This is a genomic window from Niallia circulans NBRC 13626 (assembly GCF_001591585.1).
In the GTDB taxonomy this organism is placed as follows: Bacteria; Bacillota; Bacilli; order Bacillales; family Cytobacillaceae; genus Niallia; species Niallia circulans.
Genome location: NZ_BCVE01000008.1, coordinates 1 through 18,599, shown reverse-complemented (window position 1 = coordinate 18,599; position 18,599 = coordinate 1). Strand labels below are relative to the sequence as shown.

The window sequence follows — 18,599 nt, the reverse complement described above, 5'->3', positions numbered from 1 at the left end:
GCACAGTGGAAAACACATTAGAACTTATCAATGTATCCAAGAACCGACAAGGTTTTTCTTTAGATACGATTAATATTACCTTAAAAAAAGGATTTATAATGGGGTTTATTGGTCCAAATGGGGCTGGAAAAAGCACAACAATCAAACTAATCATGAATTTAATCAAAAAAGATAGCGGCATGATAAAAGTCTTTGGTTTAGACAATGAAAAACATAGTATGAAAATTAAAGAGAGAATTGGCTTTGTTTATGATGACAATCACTTTTATGAAGAGTTAACAATAAAAGAAATGAAGAATATCATCCGCCCATTTTATTCTCAATGGGAAGAAAGTACATTCAATAAATATGTAAAAGATTTTTCACTACCTATGGATAAAAAAATCAACGAGCTGTCAAAAGGGATGAAAATGAAATTCTCATTAGCCATCGCTCTTTCTCATCAAGCTGAACTCTTAATTATGGATGAACCAACTTCTGGTTTAGATCCACTAGTTCGGACTGAATTGTTAGATGTACTGCAAACATTAATACAAGACGAAAACAAGGCAATCTTTTTTTCAACTCACATAACATCCGACTTAGATAAAATTGCCGATTATATTACATTAATTAATAATGGACAAATCATTTTAAGTAAAACGAAGGATGAGCTTTTAGAAGAATATACCATGGTTAAAGGAAAAGATAGCACACAGATTATCCATAATAAAAATTTAATCAGTTTAAAGAGTAATGATTTTGGTTTTGAAGCATTATGTAAAAACAAAGAAGAAGTAAGAAAGCAATTTGGAACTTCTTATTTCTATGAAAAGCCAACTTTAGAAGATATTATGGTGTTTTACACAAGAAGGAGCGGTGGGCATGTATCATCTAATTAAAAAAGACATTCTTATCCAAAAAAGATCAATAGCATTATCACTATTATTAATCTGTTTCTTTTCTGTTTCTCTTTCCAGTCTTGGAGAAGTTGGATTAATGGTTGGAATACTAGCAATTACTTATCAACTCCTTCTAGGAGCTAGTGCATTAGAAGATAAAAATAACAGCGATAAAGTTCTTATTAGTCTTCCGATAAAACTATCTACCATTGTATTATCAAAATATGTGTCCATCTATGTTTATGCAGCTTTTGCAGCAATTGGCTTTTATCTCATCCATGTTCTTGTGAAACTATTTCACATTCCATTGGATGTTCCTTTTAGTTATATCATTCTCATAGGGGGAGCAATAATGGTAACTATATGTTTTTCCATTTCTTTGCCTATGATTTTTAAATTTGGCTATTTAAAAGCCAAAATGGCTAACTTTATTCTTCTTTTCGTAATAGTATTTGGAACAACTGGTATAATGAAGTATTTTGCAAAACTAGATAATCAATTTATCCAAGAAACGATGATTCGTTTATCAACATTATCAAAAGCAGAACTGGGATTAATCCTGCTAATTCCACTTATCATTCTTCTTGTGATATCATATTTTATTTCTCTGAGCTTTTATAGTAAGCGAGAATTTTAATTATAATGAAAAGGAAGAACAAGTACACTTAGAGGTACTGTTCTTTTTTTATTTAGCATTTTGCATCTAAACAAATACCTGTAATTCATGTTTTAAATGTCTTCTAACTAAGTTCTCAACATTACCGCGCATAATATCTCTTATGTGCGGTTTTTTAAGAAATATTGTATACTAGAATTATTACTATATAGATTAGGTGGCAATACATATGATCGCAAAAGAGACATTACTTTCTTGGTATGAAGAAGAGTTAACGCTTTTTCGAACAGAAATGGATAATAAGGATTACAGTATATTTACGATCGAAAATTATTTACGGGACATCTATTTATTCCTTGAATTTATTACACGGAAAAAAGAAGCATATATGGACTTAACTTCAGTAAAAAAATTGCAGATTACCCTTTTTATGAACGAACTAAAAACTAAGCGCGCAAATTCTGCTAGTTCGAGAAATAGAAGATTAACTGCCATTCGTTCTTTTTATAAATGTTTAGTAGATTATGAGCTTGTCCAAAAAAATCCCGCCCTTGATTTGGAGAGCGCAAAAGAACAAAAAGGAAAACTACCCAGTTACTTGGAAAAAGACGAATTAAAATCATTTTTTGAGATGATTGGCAAGGTATCCCAAAAGCAGCATCAAAGACGGAACAAAGTCATCCTTGGGCTCATGGCGTTTGCAGGATTACGGGTAATGGAAATACACTCTCTTAATCTGTCGTCCATTAATCAAAACAGGGGAATTCACGTACTGGGAAAGGGAAATAAAACACGCTATATTCCGTTACCGAAAAAGTTAATGGAAGAATTACAATTATATATAGAAGAAAACAGGATTTTCCCCATGAAAGGACAGGAAGATGCACTCTTTATTTCAAGGAGAGGGAAGCGAATTTCCAGAAGACGTATTCAAGAAATAACGGAGCGGATCATTGATCAAATGGGAAAAGAATATCCTGAATTAAAATGGAAAGAAAAAGGGATTTCTAGTCATAAATTACGACATAGTTTTGCGACACATTTAGTTAGAGATGGACGAGATATCCGAACAGTACAAGAGCTGCTTGGTCATACTAATTTAAATACAACGCAGAAATATACGCATGTATCTGATTCGCAAAAAGAAAAAGCAATGGACTTAGAAATTTCAGAATACATTTGAGTTTATCATAATTTTATTATGTTAACTGATTGGCATTCTGATTCATAATCGGTCAATTGACAGCATATATATATCCATGATGTTATAGTAAAAAACAACCTCTTATATTTGCTAGAACGGAAAAGGAAGACGATAAAAGCAAGAATAAGTCTGTCAATGAAAGATAAGGGAAGTGTTTTTGATGCCAAGTAAAAAGCATTCAATTATCGTCCATGCAAATGCAAAAAAAGTTTGGGATTTTGTTCGCTCCATGAACAACTGGGCACCATTAGTACCAGGATATGTGAACCATGAAATCATCAACGATACAGTATCAACTTGGGAATTTAAAATTGATATGGGGCTTTTTAAGAAAAAAGTAGAAATGAAAGTAACGATATTAGAGTGGAAAGAACCTACAAAGGTTACCTTTGACTTAGAAGGAATTAATGATCATTTTACAGGAAATGGCTATTTTATGGTAGAGGTAAAGGATGCCAATTATACGAAAATGACAGGCTATTTAGAAATTAATTCAACAGGTACTTTTCCTACTATAACAAATAATCTTATGGAGCCAAAGCTAGAAGAAATCGCAGAAGAATTGACAATTGCAGTTAGTAAAGCCATTGAGGATTTACAATAATTTCATTATGTTAACTAAAGCGTTAAGTGATAAAGGAGCATTCTTTTAATCATTTAATGCTTTTCTAAATTTTATGTAAATTTTTCTTTTCCATCCTTGGTTAAATAAGCTTCGTCCTTTATGATAAAGGTTACTAATTAATTGGGAGGTTTATCATTGAAAAAAGGACAACAATCGAAGCATAGGACAAATTTTTTAGAAATTTTCCTTATTTCTATAAAGCTAGGATTGACATCATTTGGTGGACCCATTGCACATTTAGGCTATTTTTACGATGAGTATGTAAGTCGAAGGAAATGGATGGATGAGAAAAGCTATGCTGATTTAGTAGCCCTTAGTCAATTCATGCCTGGTCCGGCAAGCAGTCAGGTGGGGATAGGGATAGGAATTTTACGGGGAGGACTCCTCGGTGGGATTATTTCTTTTTTAGGATTTACATTTCCTTCTGTAATTGCTCTGATGATCTTTGCTAGTATACTAAAGGGATTAGACATAGGGAATGCAGGTTGGATACATGGGCTAAAAATAGTTGCTGCTGCCATTGTGGCCCATGCGATACTAGGTATGGCAAAGAACTTAACTCCAGATCTAAAAAGAAAGACGATTGCACTTTTTGCATTAGTACTTACTCTTTTATGGCAAAGTGTTTTTTCTCAGGTAGGAGTAATTATTTTATCAGCTATCATTAGTTATTTTCTTTATAGGCAGCAAGCAAGACAACAAAATCATAGAGATATTTCTTTTCCGATTTCAAGACAACTAGCATGTGTTTCTTTGATCTTATTTTTTTCCCTTCTGTTTCTTTTACCGATAATTCGCGAGATATTTTCATACCAATGGATTGCTATGTTTGATAGTTTTTATCGATCTGGCTCTTTAGTGTTTGGAGGAGGACATGTAGTATTGCCACTTTTAGAGCGTGAATTTGTCCCAGGTGGATGGTTGAGTGAAGAAGCATTCCTTGCTGGATATGGTGCAACCCAGGCAGTTCCTGGTCCATTGTTTACATTTGCTGCCTATATCGGAACCGTCTTAAATGGGTGGGCAGGGGGACTACTCGCGACATTCGCTATCTTCTTGCCAGCCTTTTTATTAATTGTAGGAACACTGCCATTCTGGAATTTCATCAGAAAAAATCCAAAAATTCAAGGGGCCTTAATGGGGGTAAATGCTGCGGTTGTTGGTATTCTAATCTCAGCTTTTTACCAGCCAATTTGGACAAGCAGTATCTCAGATGCGAGTGATTTTGCTTTTGCAGCCATTTTATTTTCGATGTTAGTTTATTGGAAACTGCCGCCATGGATTGTTGTTATGACGGGTACATTAGGGGGGATCCTGCTTACTTATTTACCGATATAGTATTGCTAAAGAAACCTATAAACGAGAGAGCCTCGTTTATAGGTTTTTTGGTATTTTTTAAGCTTGAGTTAATTGATTATATAAATTTCCCATTTCAATTGCATTAACGGCAGCTTCCCAGCCTTTATTTCCAGCTTTTGTACCTGCTCGTTCAATTGCTTGCTCGATGTTTTCTGTTGTAAGAACTCCAAAGATAACAGGTATTTCTGTACTTAACGAAACGTTTGCTACTCCTTTTGCTACTTCATTGCTTACGTAGTCAAAATGAGGTGTTGCACCTCGAATAACAGTACCTAATGTAATAATAGCATCATAATTACCGGACGCGGCCATTTTTTTGGCTGCTAAGGGAATTTCATATACACCAGGCACCCACATAACAGAGATTTTATCCTCGTTTACGCCATGTCGATTTAATGCATCTTCTGCTCCAGATAAAAGTCTTGTTGTAATAAATTCATTAAAACGGGATACAACAATCCCGATTTTTAAATCAGTTCCAATTAAATTTCCTTCAAATACTTGTTTCATTCTTTATTCCACCTTTTGTAATAAATTTTGTCGGTATTGAATTAAATCTTGAATCGTAATCATTTTCAAAGCAAATTCTTCAGCGATTTGCTTTAAATCATTCACTCTTGCCATTGTTCCGTCTTCCTTTAATACTTCCACAATCACTCCAGCGGGATTAGCACCTGCTAGTATCGCTAAGTCAACAGCAGCTTCCGTATGTCCATTGCGATTTAGCACACCGCCATCCTTTGCAATGAGAGGAAAGATGTGACCAGGTCTTGTAAAGTCATCAGCTTTAGCGTCTGAATCGACCATTTTGCTTATAGTAAAAGCTCGTTCATATGCACTAATTCCTGTTGTTGTCTCTTTATGGTCGATACTGATCGTAAAGGCAGTGCTTCTCGGATCAGTACTATTAGTAACCATAGGAGGGAGGTGTAGTCTATCTGCTAAAGCTTGTTGAATAGGGACACAGATTAGACCGCGACCCTCTTTTGCCATGAAATTGATCATTTCTGGTGTAACATGATCTGCCAATCCGATAAAATCTCCTTCATTTTCACGATCTTCGTCATCGCAAACAATCACCACTTTGCCATTTTTTAAATCGTTTAATGCATCTTCTATGGAATCAAACATCGTTTTCTTCCTTTCGTTAATAAATTTATGATTAAAAACCATTTTCCCTTAAAAATGAAACAGTTAATGGTGAGTCTTTTTTTATACCTGGATCTTTGTCTCTATTCATAAAGGAATAAAAATACTTAGCTAAAAGATCAAATTCGATATTCACTAGTTCACCTTTTCGTTTATTCCCAATCACGCTTACCTTGGAAGTATGCGGGATGAGTGATACAAAAATAGAGGTTGGAGTCGTTTGGAAAATCGTTAAACTCGTTCCATCAATGGTAATAGATCCTTTATCCATTACGAGGTATATTTGATCCTCTGGTATCTGAATTTCAACTAATGTACTATTTTCTATTTTTTTTGTTGATATAATCATGCCCGTACAATCAACATGCCCAGACACAAAGTGCCCGCCAAACCTTCCATTTGCAGCCATTGCTCGTTCTAAATTAACAATTGTGCCACTATTTAGAAGCCTTAAAGTCGTATCGTTAAACGTGTTTGGCATAACATCGACTGTAAACAAACAATCACGGAAGGCAGTAACTGTTAGACAAACCCCATTTACGGCAATGCTGTCACCAATTTTCATATCCTCGAGAATCTGTTCTGCTTGAATCGTTATAGAAATAGTGTGCCCCGTCTTTTTACTATGCTTTACAACGCCTAATTCTTCGACTAATCCAGTAAACAATGGAAATTCCTCCTTTCTGCAGATTGTATTTATAGCTCTTAAATAGCAAGGGGTCAATCATTTTTATGGTGACAAAAAAATACTCTTAAAATCCATAAAAAATACAAAATAAAACCCCGTATAATAAACATATACGGGGTCAAATACATACTTAAATAAACGTGGTGGACGATAGAATAGCTGTTTTTTATAGATTGTTGTTTGTAAATAACGCTGTCAATGGACAATTCACCATTCTTTTCGAAAAAAGATCCATCTAAGATTCAGTATATTTAGAAGAAATTACTTCAGCTGTGAATACCCTTATTACAGCACCTCAAATACAACAAAATATATCTATAGAAAAACAGAAAAAGAAAGGTGAGTCATTCATTCTTTTGATTCTATCAATCATACCATTTTGTTTATTGTTATTTGCCTTCTCCCATCCAGACTTTACTGTCGGCTTTGGTTTCTCACCAAATCCACCGTTTTATAAATTTAACTCTTATAAAACGGGTCACGGGCTTAGAGTTTTACGTCCACTCATCACCGCCGGTTGGGAATTTCACCCGACCCCGAAGGCGATCACACATAATGTGTAATCATAACTATTTAATTAACTGTATCGTACACCTTTTCCTTTTAATTATCAAATATTTTCTTTCAAGTACAATATTTGCACTTCTAGTAAAGGGAAAAATAATCTCAATAAGGTGTTTCTTTTATTGAATTGGTCATACTAAAAGAAAAAGTGGAGGCACAAAAATGAAAATTGCAGAAAATGTTTTTGGCTATCGTACAGCAATTGCAAATATAGCATATATAGCTGGATTAGGAGCTAGGAAGGATGAGTGGGTACTTATCGATACAGGCGTTCCTTATTCTGCGCCATTTATTTTGAAAAATACAAATCAACTTTTCAAGGGAAAGAAACCATTAGCAATCATTCTAACTCATGCTCATTTTGATCATATCGGCGCATTACAAACACTCGTTAAGAAATGGAATGTTCCTGTATATATACATGAAAAAGAAATTCCCTATTTAGAAAGCAAGAAGAAATATCCTCCACCTACACCATTAAGGGAAAAAGGGATGATGTCCTTTCTTTCACCATTTTACCCGCGAGATGGCATTGATTTTCATTCCAGTATCAGGCCTATTTCAAGTACTAGTTCCTTACCATATTTAGATGATTGGAAATGGATTCATACGCCAGGACACACGGAAGGACATATTTCCTTATTTAGAGAAAAAGATCGGCTGCTTCTAGCAGGGGATGCACTGATTACAGTAAAACAAGAGTCATTATTTGCCGTTTTAACTCAGAAAAAAAAGATTCATGGCCCACCAGCATACTTTACACCAGATATAAATACTAGCTTCCAATCAATAGAAAAGCTATTAGCGCTAGAACCGCAGACTTTATATACAGGACATGGTATGCCAATGTATGGGGCTGAAATAAGGCAGGGAATTAGGGAACTTCTTTATCAGTATAGTACAGAGAATTTAGTAAAAGAAATTTAATTTATCATAATAAAGTTATGTAAACTAAAAATAGACAAATCATTATTTTTCCATTCCTATTTATAGATGATTAGGAAAAATCGATTTGTCTTTTTATTTTTCTCTAACATTTTGAGATGGTCTACAGCGTCATTTTCTGCCAAGATATAATCCTTTAATGAATAGCTATTTCATGATACCCTTAATAATTAGAAGATTGATATAGTTAGGAGTAAATTACATGAAATTAGTAACTTGGAATGTTAATGGAATAAGAGCTTGTGTTAAAAAAGGCTTTCTTGATTTTTTCCAGCAAATAGATGCAGATATCTTTTGTCTTCAAGAGACAAAGTTACAAGAAGGACAAATTAAACTTGAATTAGAAGGCTATCATCAGTTTTGGAATTATGCAGAAAGAAAGGGCTATTCAGGAACAGCCGTTTTTACAAAGAAAAAGCCCCTTTCTGTTCAATATGGCATTGGGGAAGACTTTGAGGAAGTGGAAGGAAGAGCCATTACCTTGGAATTTAAAGACTTCTTCCTACTGAATGTATATACCCCTAATTCAAAGCGAGATTTAAGCAGATTATCTTATCGTGTTGAATGGGAAAAACAACTAAAGAACTATATATTATCATTAGAAGGTATTAAACCTGTTATTTATTGTGGGGATTTAAATGTGGCTCACCAAGAGATAGATTTGAAAAATCCGAAGCCGAATATTGGAAACTCGGGATTCACGTCAGAAGAAAGAAACGAAATGACAAGCTTACTTGAATTAGGGTTTGTTGATAGCTTTCGATATCTATACCCAGAGCGAACAGATGTCTACACATGGTGGAGTTATATGGCGAAAGTAAGAGAAAGAAATATTGGCTGGCGTATTGACTATTTTATCGTTTCTAACCTATTAAAGGAGCGAATCCAAGATGTAACTATTCATTGTGATATAATGGGAAGCGATCATTGTCCTGTACAACTTGATTTAGAAATATAATTTAATGAACAGGGCATCTTTATTATACTATCATGTCAGGAAACAAATATGGTACAGATGCCCTTTTTTGGTATGCAGATATCAATCCAGTTAAAATAAAATTAAATCCTTTTCATTATACATAATTTAGAAGGAGCAAACCGCAAATGAATTTAAAAGGAATTCATCACGTTTCTGCGATGACGGCAAAAGCAAAAGAAAATCACTCTTTTTATACAAATATTTTAGGTCTACGGCTCATAAAGAAAACAGTCAATCAAGATAACCCCTCTGTTTATCATTTATTTTATGGGGATGAGCAAGGCAGACCAGGAACAGAACTAACATTTTTTGAAATTCCCCATATGGCTCTTAATAGAGAAGGAGTAAGCAGTATTTCTGCTACTTCTTTACGTGTTCCATGTGATAAAGCATTAGAATTTTGGCTAAAACGGTTCGAAGAATACAATGTTAAACACGGAGAAATCCTAGAGAGAGCAGGCAGATTAACATTAGAATTTAGAGATTTTGAAACACAACGGTTCTTTTTAGTATCTGATGAAAACGATAATGGGGTGAAGGCTGGTATACCTTGGGCAAAGAGTTCTATACCAGCAGAGTTTGCGATTACAGGTCTTGGACCAGTACAATTAACGGTAAGACGTCCAGAAGCAACTATTAGCGTTTTAACTGATTTACTTGGATTCCGCTTAAAAACTTCGTATCCATCCACTATGGAGAATCAACCACCTATTCTGGTATTCGAAACAGGTGAGGGTGGCTCTGGGGCGGAGATTCATCTAGAGGAGCGAAATGATTTGAAAGTGCAGCGTCTTGGCAGAGGTGGCGTTCATCATGTAGCTTTACGAGCGGATAATGAGGAAGAACTTTATTATTGGATTGAAAAGGTGAATAATGCTCGCTTTCAAAACTCAGGATATGTAGATCGTTTTTATTTTAAATCACTGTATTTTAGAGATCCGAATGGAATCTTGTTTGAAATTGCCACAGATGGTCCTGGATTTGCGACAGACGAAGATCTAGAACATTTAGGTGAATCTCTTGCCCTTCCACCATTTTTAGAGTCTAAGCGGTTAGATATTGAGGCAATCCTAGAACCATTAGAAACACGTAGAAAAGAAAAGTAATAGCTAACCGAAACGATAAACGGAAAAGACAAAGCAGTATGCAAATATGCTACAATATTGAAAGAAAACAATTGTTAGAATTACTAGGGGGAAAAACGAATAATGAAATGCGTATCAATAGATTTAGATGGTACCTTACTAGATGACCATCATCAAATATCTGAAGCAAATCGCACGATTATCCAGAAATTAAAGGATGAACATATAGAAGTAATTTTAAATACAGGACGTCAATACGCAGATGTTATTAAAGTAGACGGCGTAAAAGAATTAGAACTTCCCATTTTTTGTTTAAATGGCAGCATGATGTATGACCAAACAGGAAAGCTATTATATGAAACACAAATTTCCATTGATTTATATCAAACTTTGCTTAAAGCATTACAAAACTTGGAAGTAGGAGTTCTAGTTTATACGAATCAAGGTGGATTTCCAGGAACATTGCCAATGCTTCGCGGCAAATCTTGGGATGAGATTCAAGCACTCTTTGATCAACAAGATTATGAAGCGATCCTGCATTTAAAGGATGTAAAAATTTATAAGTTAATCGCCGTTGTCGATGAAACACAACTAGACAAAATCGATCACGTTAAAGAAGTGCTTAGAAAATATGAGACTATTTCGTTTTCCTCTTCTTTTCCTAACAACTGTGAAATCACATCAAGTGAAGCACAAAAAGGGAAAGCGATAAGACGGTATGAAAAACTTCGGAATCTTACTTTTAATGAGATTTACTCCTTTGGTGATGGAGGTAATGATATTACACAATTTGAAGTATCAACAAGATCTTTTGCCATGGAAAATGCTCCTGAAGAAATCAAAAAAAGAGCAAGTGACGTCACTAAAAGTAATAATGAGGATGGGTTTGCATACGCCATTGAAAAGATTCTGAAATTAGTGTAACCATCATATATTAGACTAGTTAAAGCCGGGATCTCTATACTAACTTCTGGCTTTTTCGCTGTGAAAATCGATACGAAGAATAGGAGTCGAATCTACTTTGAAGAAAATTGTGTTTACAGGCGGGGGATCTGCCGGCCACGTTACCCCTAATATCGCTATCATAAATGAATTAAATAAACAGGACTGGGATATTTCGTATATTGGCAGTAAAGCGGGTATTGAAAAGGACTTAATCGAAAAGATTGACATCCCATATTATTCTATTTCGAGTGGCAAATTAAGAAGATATTTATCAAAAGAAAATATAAAAGATATATTCAAAGTAATGAAAGGCTGTTATGACGCAAGAAAAATTTTAAAGAAAATCAAACCAAATGTTGTTTTCTCAAAAGGTGGATTTGTATCTGTACCTGTTGTCATCGCAGCCCGTCAATTGAAAATCCCTGTCATTCTTCATGAGAGTGATCTAACACCCGGTTTAGCTAATAAGTTATCTGTCCGTTTTGCTTCGAAAATTTTTACATCTTTTGATGAAACCTTACATTATCTGCCAAAAGAAAAAAGCAAAGCAATCGGTTCTCCAATTCGAAAAGAAATATTAACTGGATCTGCCTCTAAAGGGAAACTATTCCTTGGTTTTACTAGTCAAAAGCCGATTCTTACGATTATGGGGGGCAGCTTAGGGGCAAAGAAAATAAATGAAATCGTTCGAGATAATTTAGATACATTATTACAATCCTATCAAATTGTGCATCTATGTGGGAAAGGAAATCTTTCAGAAGAGCATGCAGGGATAAATGGATACAAACAATTTGAGTATGTCTATAATGAATTAGCTGATATCCTAGCAGTTACAGAATTCGTTATTACGAGAGGCGGATCTAATTCTATTTTTGAATTTCTTGCCTTAAAAATTCCTATGCTTATTATTCCATTAACCAAACAGCAAAGCAGAGGAGATCAAATATTAAATGGGAAGGTCTTTACGGAAAATGGTTACTCCTATATGATAGAAGAGGAATCATTAACAAAAGAGCATTTTCTTCATACCTTAAAACAAATGCAAGAAAACAAGCAACGTATGACAGAAAAGATGGAAAAGAACAAAAGCAAAAATGCTTTAGAAGAAATTATAAAAGAATTAAATCGCTATTAATATACATGTATCAGGCTATAGGTAGAGTTTGCATCTTCCTCTCTACTTGTAGTCTTTTTCATTATGCAGAAGATGATTTCACTTGATAATTTTGATAGAAAAAGCCAAAATAAGAAAATGGAATTCGTATATTTGAACGGAAAGTAGGTAAAATCCATGCAATCATTTACAGACATTGGATTGTCTTCAACAATCATAGAAAAACTCCATAAACAAGGAATAAAACAGCCAACCCCTATTCAAGCAAAGGTTATTACACCGCTCCTTAAAGGTAGTGATGTAATCGCACAAGCACAAACAGGTACAGGAAAGACTTTTGCTTTTATATTGCCGATTTTAGAAAAAATGAGTATCGATGCAAATCATATTCAAACTCTAATCTTAACACCAACTAGAGAACTTGCTATTCAAATAACAAATGAAATCATGAAAATGAAACAAGAAGCAATAAATGTTCTTGCTGTATATGGGGGACAAGATGTCGAAAAACAATTGAAAGTCTTACAAAAAGACGTTTCCATAGTCGTAGCGACACCAGGTAGATTAATTGACCATATAAAACGAGGAACAATCGACTTAAGCAAAATCTCCTATTTTGTATTAGATGAAGCAGATCAAATGCTTCATATTGGCTTTTTAGAGGAGATTAGCTATATTATACGACGTATCCCTGAATCAAGACAAACAATGCTATTTTCTGCGACTATTTCAAAGGAAGTCGAAAAGCTTGCGAAGAAATATACGAAAAATGCCGACTATTTTACTGTTGAAGCAAAACAAGGACCTGCAAAAACCGTTAAGCAAGTTAGTATACATACAACTGATCGTGCCAAGCAAGGTACATTAATGACCTTAGTGAAGGAAGCGAATCCGTATATGGCAGTCATTTTCTGCCGTACGAAACGTCGTGTAACTAAATTATACGAAGTATTACTTGCAAATAAATTTAGCTGTGGCCAATTACACGGAGATTTATCGCAGACAAAAAGAGAGCAAGTAATGAAAGCATTTCGCGATGGAAAATTTCAATTGTTAATTGCGACAGATGTAGCAGCAAGAGGCTTAGATATTGATGGAATTACACATGTATATAATTATGATATTCCTCAAGATGCGGAGTCTTATGTCCACCGAATCGGCAGAACAGGAAGAGCTGGTACAGAAGGATATGCGGTTACCTTTTATTCATCTGATGATAGACCATTGTTAGATTCAATAGAGAATCAATTAGATATAAAAATTGAAAAAATACAGCAACCCAAAAAGAAAGATTCAACTAAAAAAAGGGAAGAATCACAACCAGCTAAAAAGTCTTACAAAAAACAAAGCCATACAAAAAATAAGGGCGAAGATTTTCGTTCGTCTCCATCAGAAAAAAAGGGGAGTGACAATAAGCGTAAGCCACTTTCAACAAATAATAAACATAGGGGAAATTCAACCCAATCTCCAACAAAAAAATGGGCGAAACCTAAAAAACGAAATGGAAAAAGATAAAGAAGGCATGCGATTTGCTTGAAGGTCCTTTTAAGGATTTAAAGGGAGAATTTTAAGCGTATTACCCTAATTCTTAGTTCCAAAGGTGGTTTTTCCACCAGACAAAAATATAAAAAAGAAACAATTGTATAGAGAAAGGAGTTCATTCCATTGTTAAAAAACGAAATGAATAAGTATATAGAAGAGTGCAAATCACAAAACGGAGGGAAAGTAGTTCTTTTCGAAGAGGAAATGAATTATGTTAGAAAAGTTGGCCTTGTGGACGATCATATGGTGATGGAACAGACAGCTGAGCGCTTTTCTGATTTATATATGGAGCTTGCCAATAAAGAAACAGACGAAGTTGTGCAGGAAAACGCTCAAGAAAGGATTCTTGAGGATACTGTAGACTATTTAGAGAGAAATATAGACATTTATCTCTATGTAGAGACAAAAGCATTTGACATTGTCTCTGTCGATTCAATGTCCTTAGAAGTCGATTCTGTTTTTGGTACCTATGAAGTTTTATGTGGATTAAAGAGTCCTAAAAAAACAGAAAAAGAAATTCGAGCATTTATGGAGAATCAACTAACAGGAGATGATACGTCTTTCCATTTAATGTTCAATGGTAACGATGGAGTTTGGGATGTCAATTTCCCGTTAGAAAAAATCAATGGCTTCCATAAAGAAATGCAAATCGGCGATGCGTTAAAATTAGCTTATTTATTTTTATTTTCTTTAAACGAAAAATTATCCGCATAGTACTTTTTTGTTTTAATACCAGATAGAATTAGAAACATTTACGAATGTATGAAAGCGAGGGAGAGGTTTGACAAAAGAATCAAATCAAAAAATTCAGATCGAATCCAGTGAATTTTCATGGAATAGCGAAAACGGTGTTTTCCATTTTGATGGCGCACCGGCTCTTTTATTTTGGGATAATGCATTTGAAATATTTTTAAGTACTATCATGGAAATTTCTGGTCCTGATGCATCTAACGCCGTTTTTGAGACAACTGGTTTCCGGATGGGGCTATTAGTAAATGATTATTATCAAAATCGCTTTTCCATTGAAGAAATTATCAAGAAATATAGTGAAATATATTCCAGTGCGGGCTGGGGAAATGTAACGATAACAGCGTTTAACAAAGACAAGCAAACGGTAACGGTACGTTTGAAAAATTCATGGGAGCACCGAATCTTCCAATCTTTAAATCCAAACCAATCTGCTGTTTTATTACCGAGTCATTGGGCAGGTGTTTTTAGCGGACTATTTAAAGAGAAGATGTGGTATGAGTTAACTAAAAGTCAAACGAGGGGAGATGAATATGATGAATTAAACATATTCGTTTCTGACCATACTCCCCATCAAAGTGTCCATGAACTAGCAAGAGGGAAAGAAACAAAATACATTACAGAATTAGAAACAATGGTTGAGAATCGGACGAAAGAGCTATCCACTTTGATCAGGCATTTATCTACACCAGTCATGCCTGTTATGAAGGGCATCCTAGCCATTCCTCTAATCGGGAAATTTAATGAAGAGCGTTTTGAAGATTTACTGCAAAAAGGTTTGCAGGAATTTTCCGAACGTCGAGCAAGTTATTTACTTCTTGATTTAACGGGAATAAGCGAATTCGATCAGTTTATTATTTTCCGACTGCAAGAATTGGTTAAGGCAATTGAATTAATTGGCGGAGAATGCGTCCTCGTAGGAATTAATCCAGATTTAAGTGTGCAAATTATCCAATCAGGTGTAGATTTAAAAGATATCCATACCTTTGCAACATTAGAACAAGGTATTGAGTATGCAATTGAAGCACTTGGCTATCGGATTGAGAAACAACCCTGAGTCAACGAAGTATAAGAGTTATCCATCCCCATAGCATAGGAGAATTAACCTTTCTGCTAAGCGATGGGTTTTTGTTTTATCCGATAAAGAGAGTGCCTGCAATAACATCGATGCATCTTATGTATTATTCTCAAAATGTTTTTAGAAATATATATTCAGGTTAAGGATTCTCTTAAACAAATTGGATCTGAGAGAAATTTAACTATGGAATTTCTAAAATTCTTGAAGAATATGTTAAAGAAAACAACTAAACGCGCCTATCTGGATAACGGCAGGGGGAATTAACATCTCAAGAACATAATAGGGTCTGCAACTAAATGAGGATATCATACGCAGTAAGTTACCATCTAGAAAGTCGAATTCCTATCAACATTAAGGAATTCGACTTTCTAGTATAGATAATTCTTTTTGTATTAGTGTGCGAAATTCAGCGTCTTTTAAAAATTTCAGTTTAAAGCCATTCAAATTTCGAGATAGTTTTGTTTGTTCTAATGAAGTCAAATCATTTGCAAAAAAGGCCAATTCTGTCTGGTTACCGTCTTTATCTGTAGCATACATTGCCGTTGTAATAATAAACGCTGTAGATCCGCCCTTTTGCCCGGCATGAACAAGCCATTCTCGATTGTTTGGATTTTCCATTAACTGTTCCATTACTGGATCAAGATATTTATATGTATCTTTATCAAAATATGTTTTGTTATTTAGTTTTTCCATAATATATACATAATCCTCTGAAGTTGATCGTGGTAAACGATTGGACCATATTCTTTGAACATCCATGTCTAAATTCTTCACTATTTGTTTTTTTTCTTCAGCAGTTGGTGGGTGGTTTAGCCATTTATTGTGTATATCCATCGCTCTTTTACGATATTCAGAAATATCCATACTTTTCATTGCTTCTAGCATTTCTTGTTTAGATAATTTTTGCTCATTCATTAGCTGGGTAGGGATAAACAATGCACTTACTATCGGATACAAAGGTTCATGATTTGAAATACCTAAGTTTTCTAGGAAAGTATTGATGTTTTGAAGCCCTAGCACATTAATTAAGTATTCGGTATTTGCATTTGAGCTATAAGCAATCATTCCCTTAGCTACTTCACTTAAATGAACTTTATTTGTCTCTTTACCATCGTTTAGGTTAGCAATCCAAGCATCATGTGCTCCTCCATCGGTTTTAGGAATATAAAAGGTGTTTAGTTCCTCTAAACTTACTTCTTGTAGCGGATCAATTTTCCCCTGTGCTGCTTGTCGTGCATATTCCATGGCGATAATAATTTTTACAGTGCTTGCTAAAGGTAACTGTTTATTTTGATTAACTTCTACCCACTTTTGTTTATTATAATTGATTGAAAGTGAAACTCTTTCACTTTTTGCATTCTCTTTAATAAATTGAAAAATATATTCAGGTTCCTTCTTGGTGATTTCTTTCTTAAACATATAAATTCCAATTCCTATCATGAAACTTAACAAAATAATAATTCCTACTATAATCCAGAGTGTCATTTTCAAGGCAATCTCTCTCCTTTTTTATTTATAATCTATCTACGATTAATGAGATAGAAAAGTTCCATTTTAAAAATGTTATTTTATTCTCTTCTTCATAATCACCAATTAGCCCAAAGTGTCTTTCTTTTTAGAGGATAAAGGCTGAGCGAAGATAGAGTGGCACCTATTTGTTTCCTTGTATAATGTAACACTGAGTCTGGGATGCTTTTGATCAAGAGTGTATGGACATCCGGGATAAGAACCCAAACGGTTTAACTTCTCTTCTTCACATATTAATGATTTCTAAATCTCGTTTGGAAAAAGCGTAGTAGGTTCACAATATCCATTCATCTTCAAGAATTTGCATAAGAGCCTGTCACTGCTCCTGAGTAAGCAATTTTCTGCCTCTCGCTATCATCTCATTTCCGTAATTATTCAGTTAATTAACTCTATTGATACAAGTGTAGTAGACTGATAAAATCATAGTTAACAGTATCTCATAAGACTAACAACGAGGTAATGTATTGCGACTAATCGGTTATATTCGTGTCAGTTCGACTAGCCAATATTCATCAAGGTAATTTGAGCAATGGAACGAAATCGCAATGGATATTTTCTATACGAAGAAAAAGTTTTTGGAGCAGCAAAAAATCGTGAACAATTTCAAAAAGTGTTAGAGGATTTACAGAAAAGTGACATTATTTATTTTACCAACCTAACTCGAATCACTCGAAGTACATAAGGTTTATTTGTAATGATTGATTTAATACGGAGTAAAAGGCAAGCTTAAAATCAATCAAGGAGACATGGCTAGATTTATCAAAGGATAATCCATACAGCCAATTCTTCTTACAGTAACGGCTTGAGTTAACTAATTAGAGTTAGATCTTATCCGTATGCGCCAACGTGAAGAGATTGATCTGGCTAAGAAAGAAAGGTAAGTTTAAAGGCTGGTTAAAGAAAGATCATAAAAATCACTCAGGAATGAATTTTGCAGTAGAGCTATATAAAGAAAGAGGTATGCCGTAAATAAATTTGTAAAATTATAAATGTAACTAGAGCTGCACTGGATAGAACATTGGTAGGTGAAAAAGTAATCATTATGTTATATATTTTAGTGAGCATTAGTAAACTTAGTCTACTAAATAGTGAAATTTTAGGAATAGACATACAGTAGAAAAACAGAGTTAGACCCAGTATTAATAATCTTGGAGGTAAGTGATGAGAATACTTCTAATAGAGGACGATTTGAAGTTGATAAAATATATAAAAAAGTATTTGACTGCTTACGACTACGAAGTATTTACTGTTGAAGATTTTGATCGTATTTTGGATACCGTTGATCAAATTGAACCTAAACTAATTATACTTGATATCAATTTACCGTCATTTGATGGCTTTTATTATTTGAAACGAATTAGAAAAAGTCACACAATGCCTATCATTATCTTATCAGCACGAAGTGAAGAGGGTGAACAAATCAGAGGCATGGAACTAGGTGCGGATGATTATGTGACAAAACCTTTCAGTGTAGGAATTTTATTGGCGAAGATAAATGCCATTTTAAGGCGAACAAAGCATATTTCGGATGATGAAAACAAAATAGAAGAT

Annotated in this window: 17 protein-coding genes, 3 pseudogenes and 1 riboswitch; of the genes and pseudogenes, 15 read left to right on the top strand and 5 right to left on the bottom strand. The window is 34.4% G+C overall.

Annotated elements, in window-relative coordinates:
* The first annotated feature begins 5 nt into the window (after positions 1-5).
* The 5 genes from BCI01S_RS11805 (at position 6) to chrA (ending at position 4,664) form a co-directional block, all read left to right on the top strand.
* On the top strand, positions 6-881 hold the full coding sequence (locus tag BCI01S_RS11805; protein ID WP_047943450.1) for an ABC transporter ATP-binding protein: 876 nt from the start codon (positions 6-8) through the stop codon (positions 879-881).
* A complete protein-coding gene (locus tag BCI01S_RS11800; RefSeq protein WP_047943451.1) occupies positions 865-1,518 on the top strand; it encodes an ABC-2 transporter permease in 654 nt (217 codons plus the stop codon). The genes BCI01S_RS11805 and BCI01S_RS11800 overlap by 17 nt, the downstream gene beginning before the upstream one ends.
* 208 nt (positions 1,519-1,726) lie before the next feature.
* Entirely contained in the window at positions 1,727-2,680 is a 954-nt protein-coding gene (locus BCI01S_RS11795; RefSeq protein WP_047943452.1) for a tyrosine-type recombinase/integrase, read from the top strand.
* 181 nt (positions 2,681-2,861) lie between these two features.
* Complete coding sequence (locus BCI01S_RS11790; protein WP_061798821.1) at positions 2,862-3,305, top strand: SRPBCC family protein; 444 nt, start codon at positions 2,862-2,864, stop codon at positions 3,303-3,305.
* 156 nt (positions 3,306-3,461) lie between these two features.
* A complete protein-coding gene (chrA, locus tag BCI01S_RS11785) occupies positions 3,462-4,664 on the top strand; it encodes a chromate efflux transporter (protein WP_061798819.1) in 1,203 nt (400 codons plus the stop codon).
* Between the two features lie 57 nt (positions 4,665-4,721).
* Here chrA and ribH read toward each other — a convergent pair whose 3' ends face one another.
* The 3 genes and pseudogenes from ribH to ribE all read right to left on the bottom strand — a co-directional run bounded on the left by ribH (position 4,722) and on the right by ribE (position 6,501).
* Positions 4,722-5,195, bottom strand: a complete 474-nt coding sequence (gene ribH, locus BCI01S_RS11780; protein WP_061798816.1) for a 6,7-dimethyl-8-ribityllumazine synthase — start codon at positions 5,193-5,195, stop codon at positions 4,722-4,724.
* 30 nt (positions 5,196-5,225) lie between these two features.
* Positions 5,226-5,816 (bottom strand): annotated as a pseudogene (ribB, locus tag BCI01S_RS11775) (3,4-dihydroxy-2-butanone-4-phosphate synthase); the annotation flags it as partial.
* 31 nt (positions 5,817-5,847) lie between these two features.
* Entirely contained in the window at positions 5,848-6,501 is a 654-nt protein-coding gene (gene ribE / locus BCI01S_RS11770) for a riboflavin synthase (RefSeq protein ID WP_061798814.1), read from the bottom strand.
* 412 nt (positions 6,502-6,913) lie between these two features.
* A riboswitch (FMN riboswitch) is annotated at positions 6,914-7,070 on the bottom strand.
* 178 nt (positions 7,071-7,248) lie between these two features.
* On the opposite strand from ribE, the gene BCI01S_RS11765 reads away from it, so the two are divergent.
* From BCI01S_RS11765 to BCI01S_RS11730, 8 genes are all read left to right on the top strand, one after another.
* Positions 7,249-8,013 (top strand): MBL fold metallo-hydrolase, encoded by a 765-nt coding sequence (locus BCI01S_RS11765; protein ID WP_061798812.1) that lies wholly within the window; start codon positions 7,249-7,251, stop codon positions 8,011-8,013.
* 220 nt (positions 8,014-8,233) lie between these two features.
* Positions 8,234-8,989 (top strand): exodeoxyribonuclease III, encoded by a 756-nt coding sequence (locus BCI01S_RS11760; protein WP_061798807.1) that lies wholly within the window; start codon positions 8,234-8,236, stop codon positions 8,987-8,989.
* Positions 8,990-9,135: 146 nt separating this feature from the next.
* A complete protein-coding gene (locus tag BCI01S_RS11755) occupies positions 9,136-10,116 on the top strand; it encodes a ring-cleaving dioxygenase (protein ID WP_061798805.1) in 981 nt (326 codons plus the stop codon).
* Between the two features lie 102 nt (positions 10,117-10,218).
* The gene (locus tag BCI01S_RS11750) at positions 10,219-11,019 is read left to right on the top strand and encodes a Cof-type HAD-IIB family hydrolase (RefSeq protein WP_047943460.1); all 801 of its coding nucleotides are present in this window, start codon (positions 10,219-10,221) and stop codon (positions 11,017-11,019) included.
* Between the two features lie 97 nt (positions 11,020-11,116).
* Entirely contained in the window at positions 11,117-12,175 is a 1,059-nt protein-coding gene (gene murG / locus BCI01S_RS11745; protein WP_061798803.1) for an undecaprenyldiphospho-muramoylpentapeptide beta-N-acetylglucosaminyltransferase, read from the top strand.
* 156 nt (positions 12,176-12,331) lie between these two features.
* Positions 12,332-13,669 (top strand): DEAD/DEAH box helicase, encoded by a 1,338-nt coding sequence (locus BCI01S_RS11740; protein WP_061798801.1) that lies wholly within the window; start codon positions 12,332-12,334, stop codon positions 13,667-13,669.
* Positions 13,670-13,819: 150 nt separating this feature from the next.
* Entirely contained in the window at positions 13,820-14,410 is a 591-nt protein-coding gene (locus BCI01S_RS11735; RefSeq protein WP_061798799.1) for a hypothetical protein, read from the top strand.
* Positions 14,411-14,477: 67 nt separating this feature from the next.
* Positions 14,478-15,500: an STAS domain-containing protein gene (locus BCI01S_RS11730; RefSeq protein ID WP_053215738.1), complete on the top strand. Its 1,023-nt coding sequence runs from the start codon at positions 14,478-14,480 to the stop codon at positions 15,498-15,500.
* 372 nt (positions 15,501-15,872) lie between these two features.
* On the opposite strand, the gene BCI01S_RS11725 is transcribed toward BCI01S_RS11730, so the two are convergent.
* Positions 15,873-17,006 carry a serine hydrolase gene (locus tag BCI01S_RS11725; RefSeq protein WP_309325199.1) on the bottom strand — a complete coding sequence of 378 codons (1,134 nt, stop codon included), beginning with the start codon at positions 17,004-17,006 and terminating at the stop codon, positions 15,873-15,875.
* A 113-nt stretch (positions 17,007-17,119) separates the two neighbouring features.
* Positions 17,120-17,355 (bottom strand): annotated as a pseudogene (locus tag BCI01S_RS26350) (DUF4158 domain-containing protein); the annotation flags it as partial.
* 157 nt (positions 17,356-17,512) lie between these two features.
* Here BCI01S_RS26350 and BCI01S_RS25925 point away from each other — a divergent pair.
* Together BCI01S_RS25925 and BCI01S_RS11715 are read left to right on the top strand one after the other, a co-directional pair.
* A pseudogene (locus BCI01S_RS25925) lies at positions 17,513-18,069 on the top strand (recombinase family protein); the annotation flags it as partial.
* A 140-nt stretch (positions 18,070-18,209) separates the two neighbouring features.
* Positions 18,210-18,599: response regulator (locus tag BCI01S_RS11715; RefSeq protein ID WP_156485420.1), on the top strand; the 390-nt coding region annotated here is incomplete at its 3' end.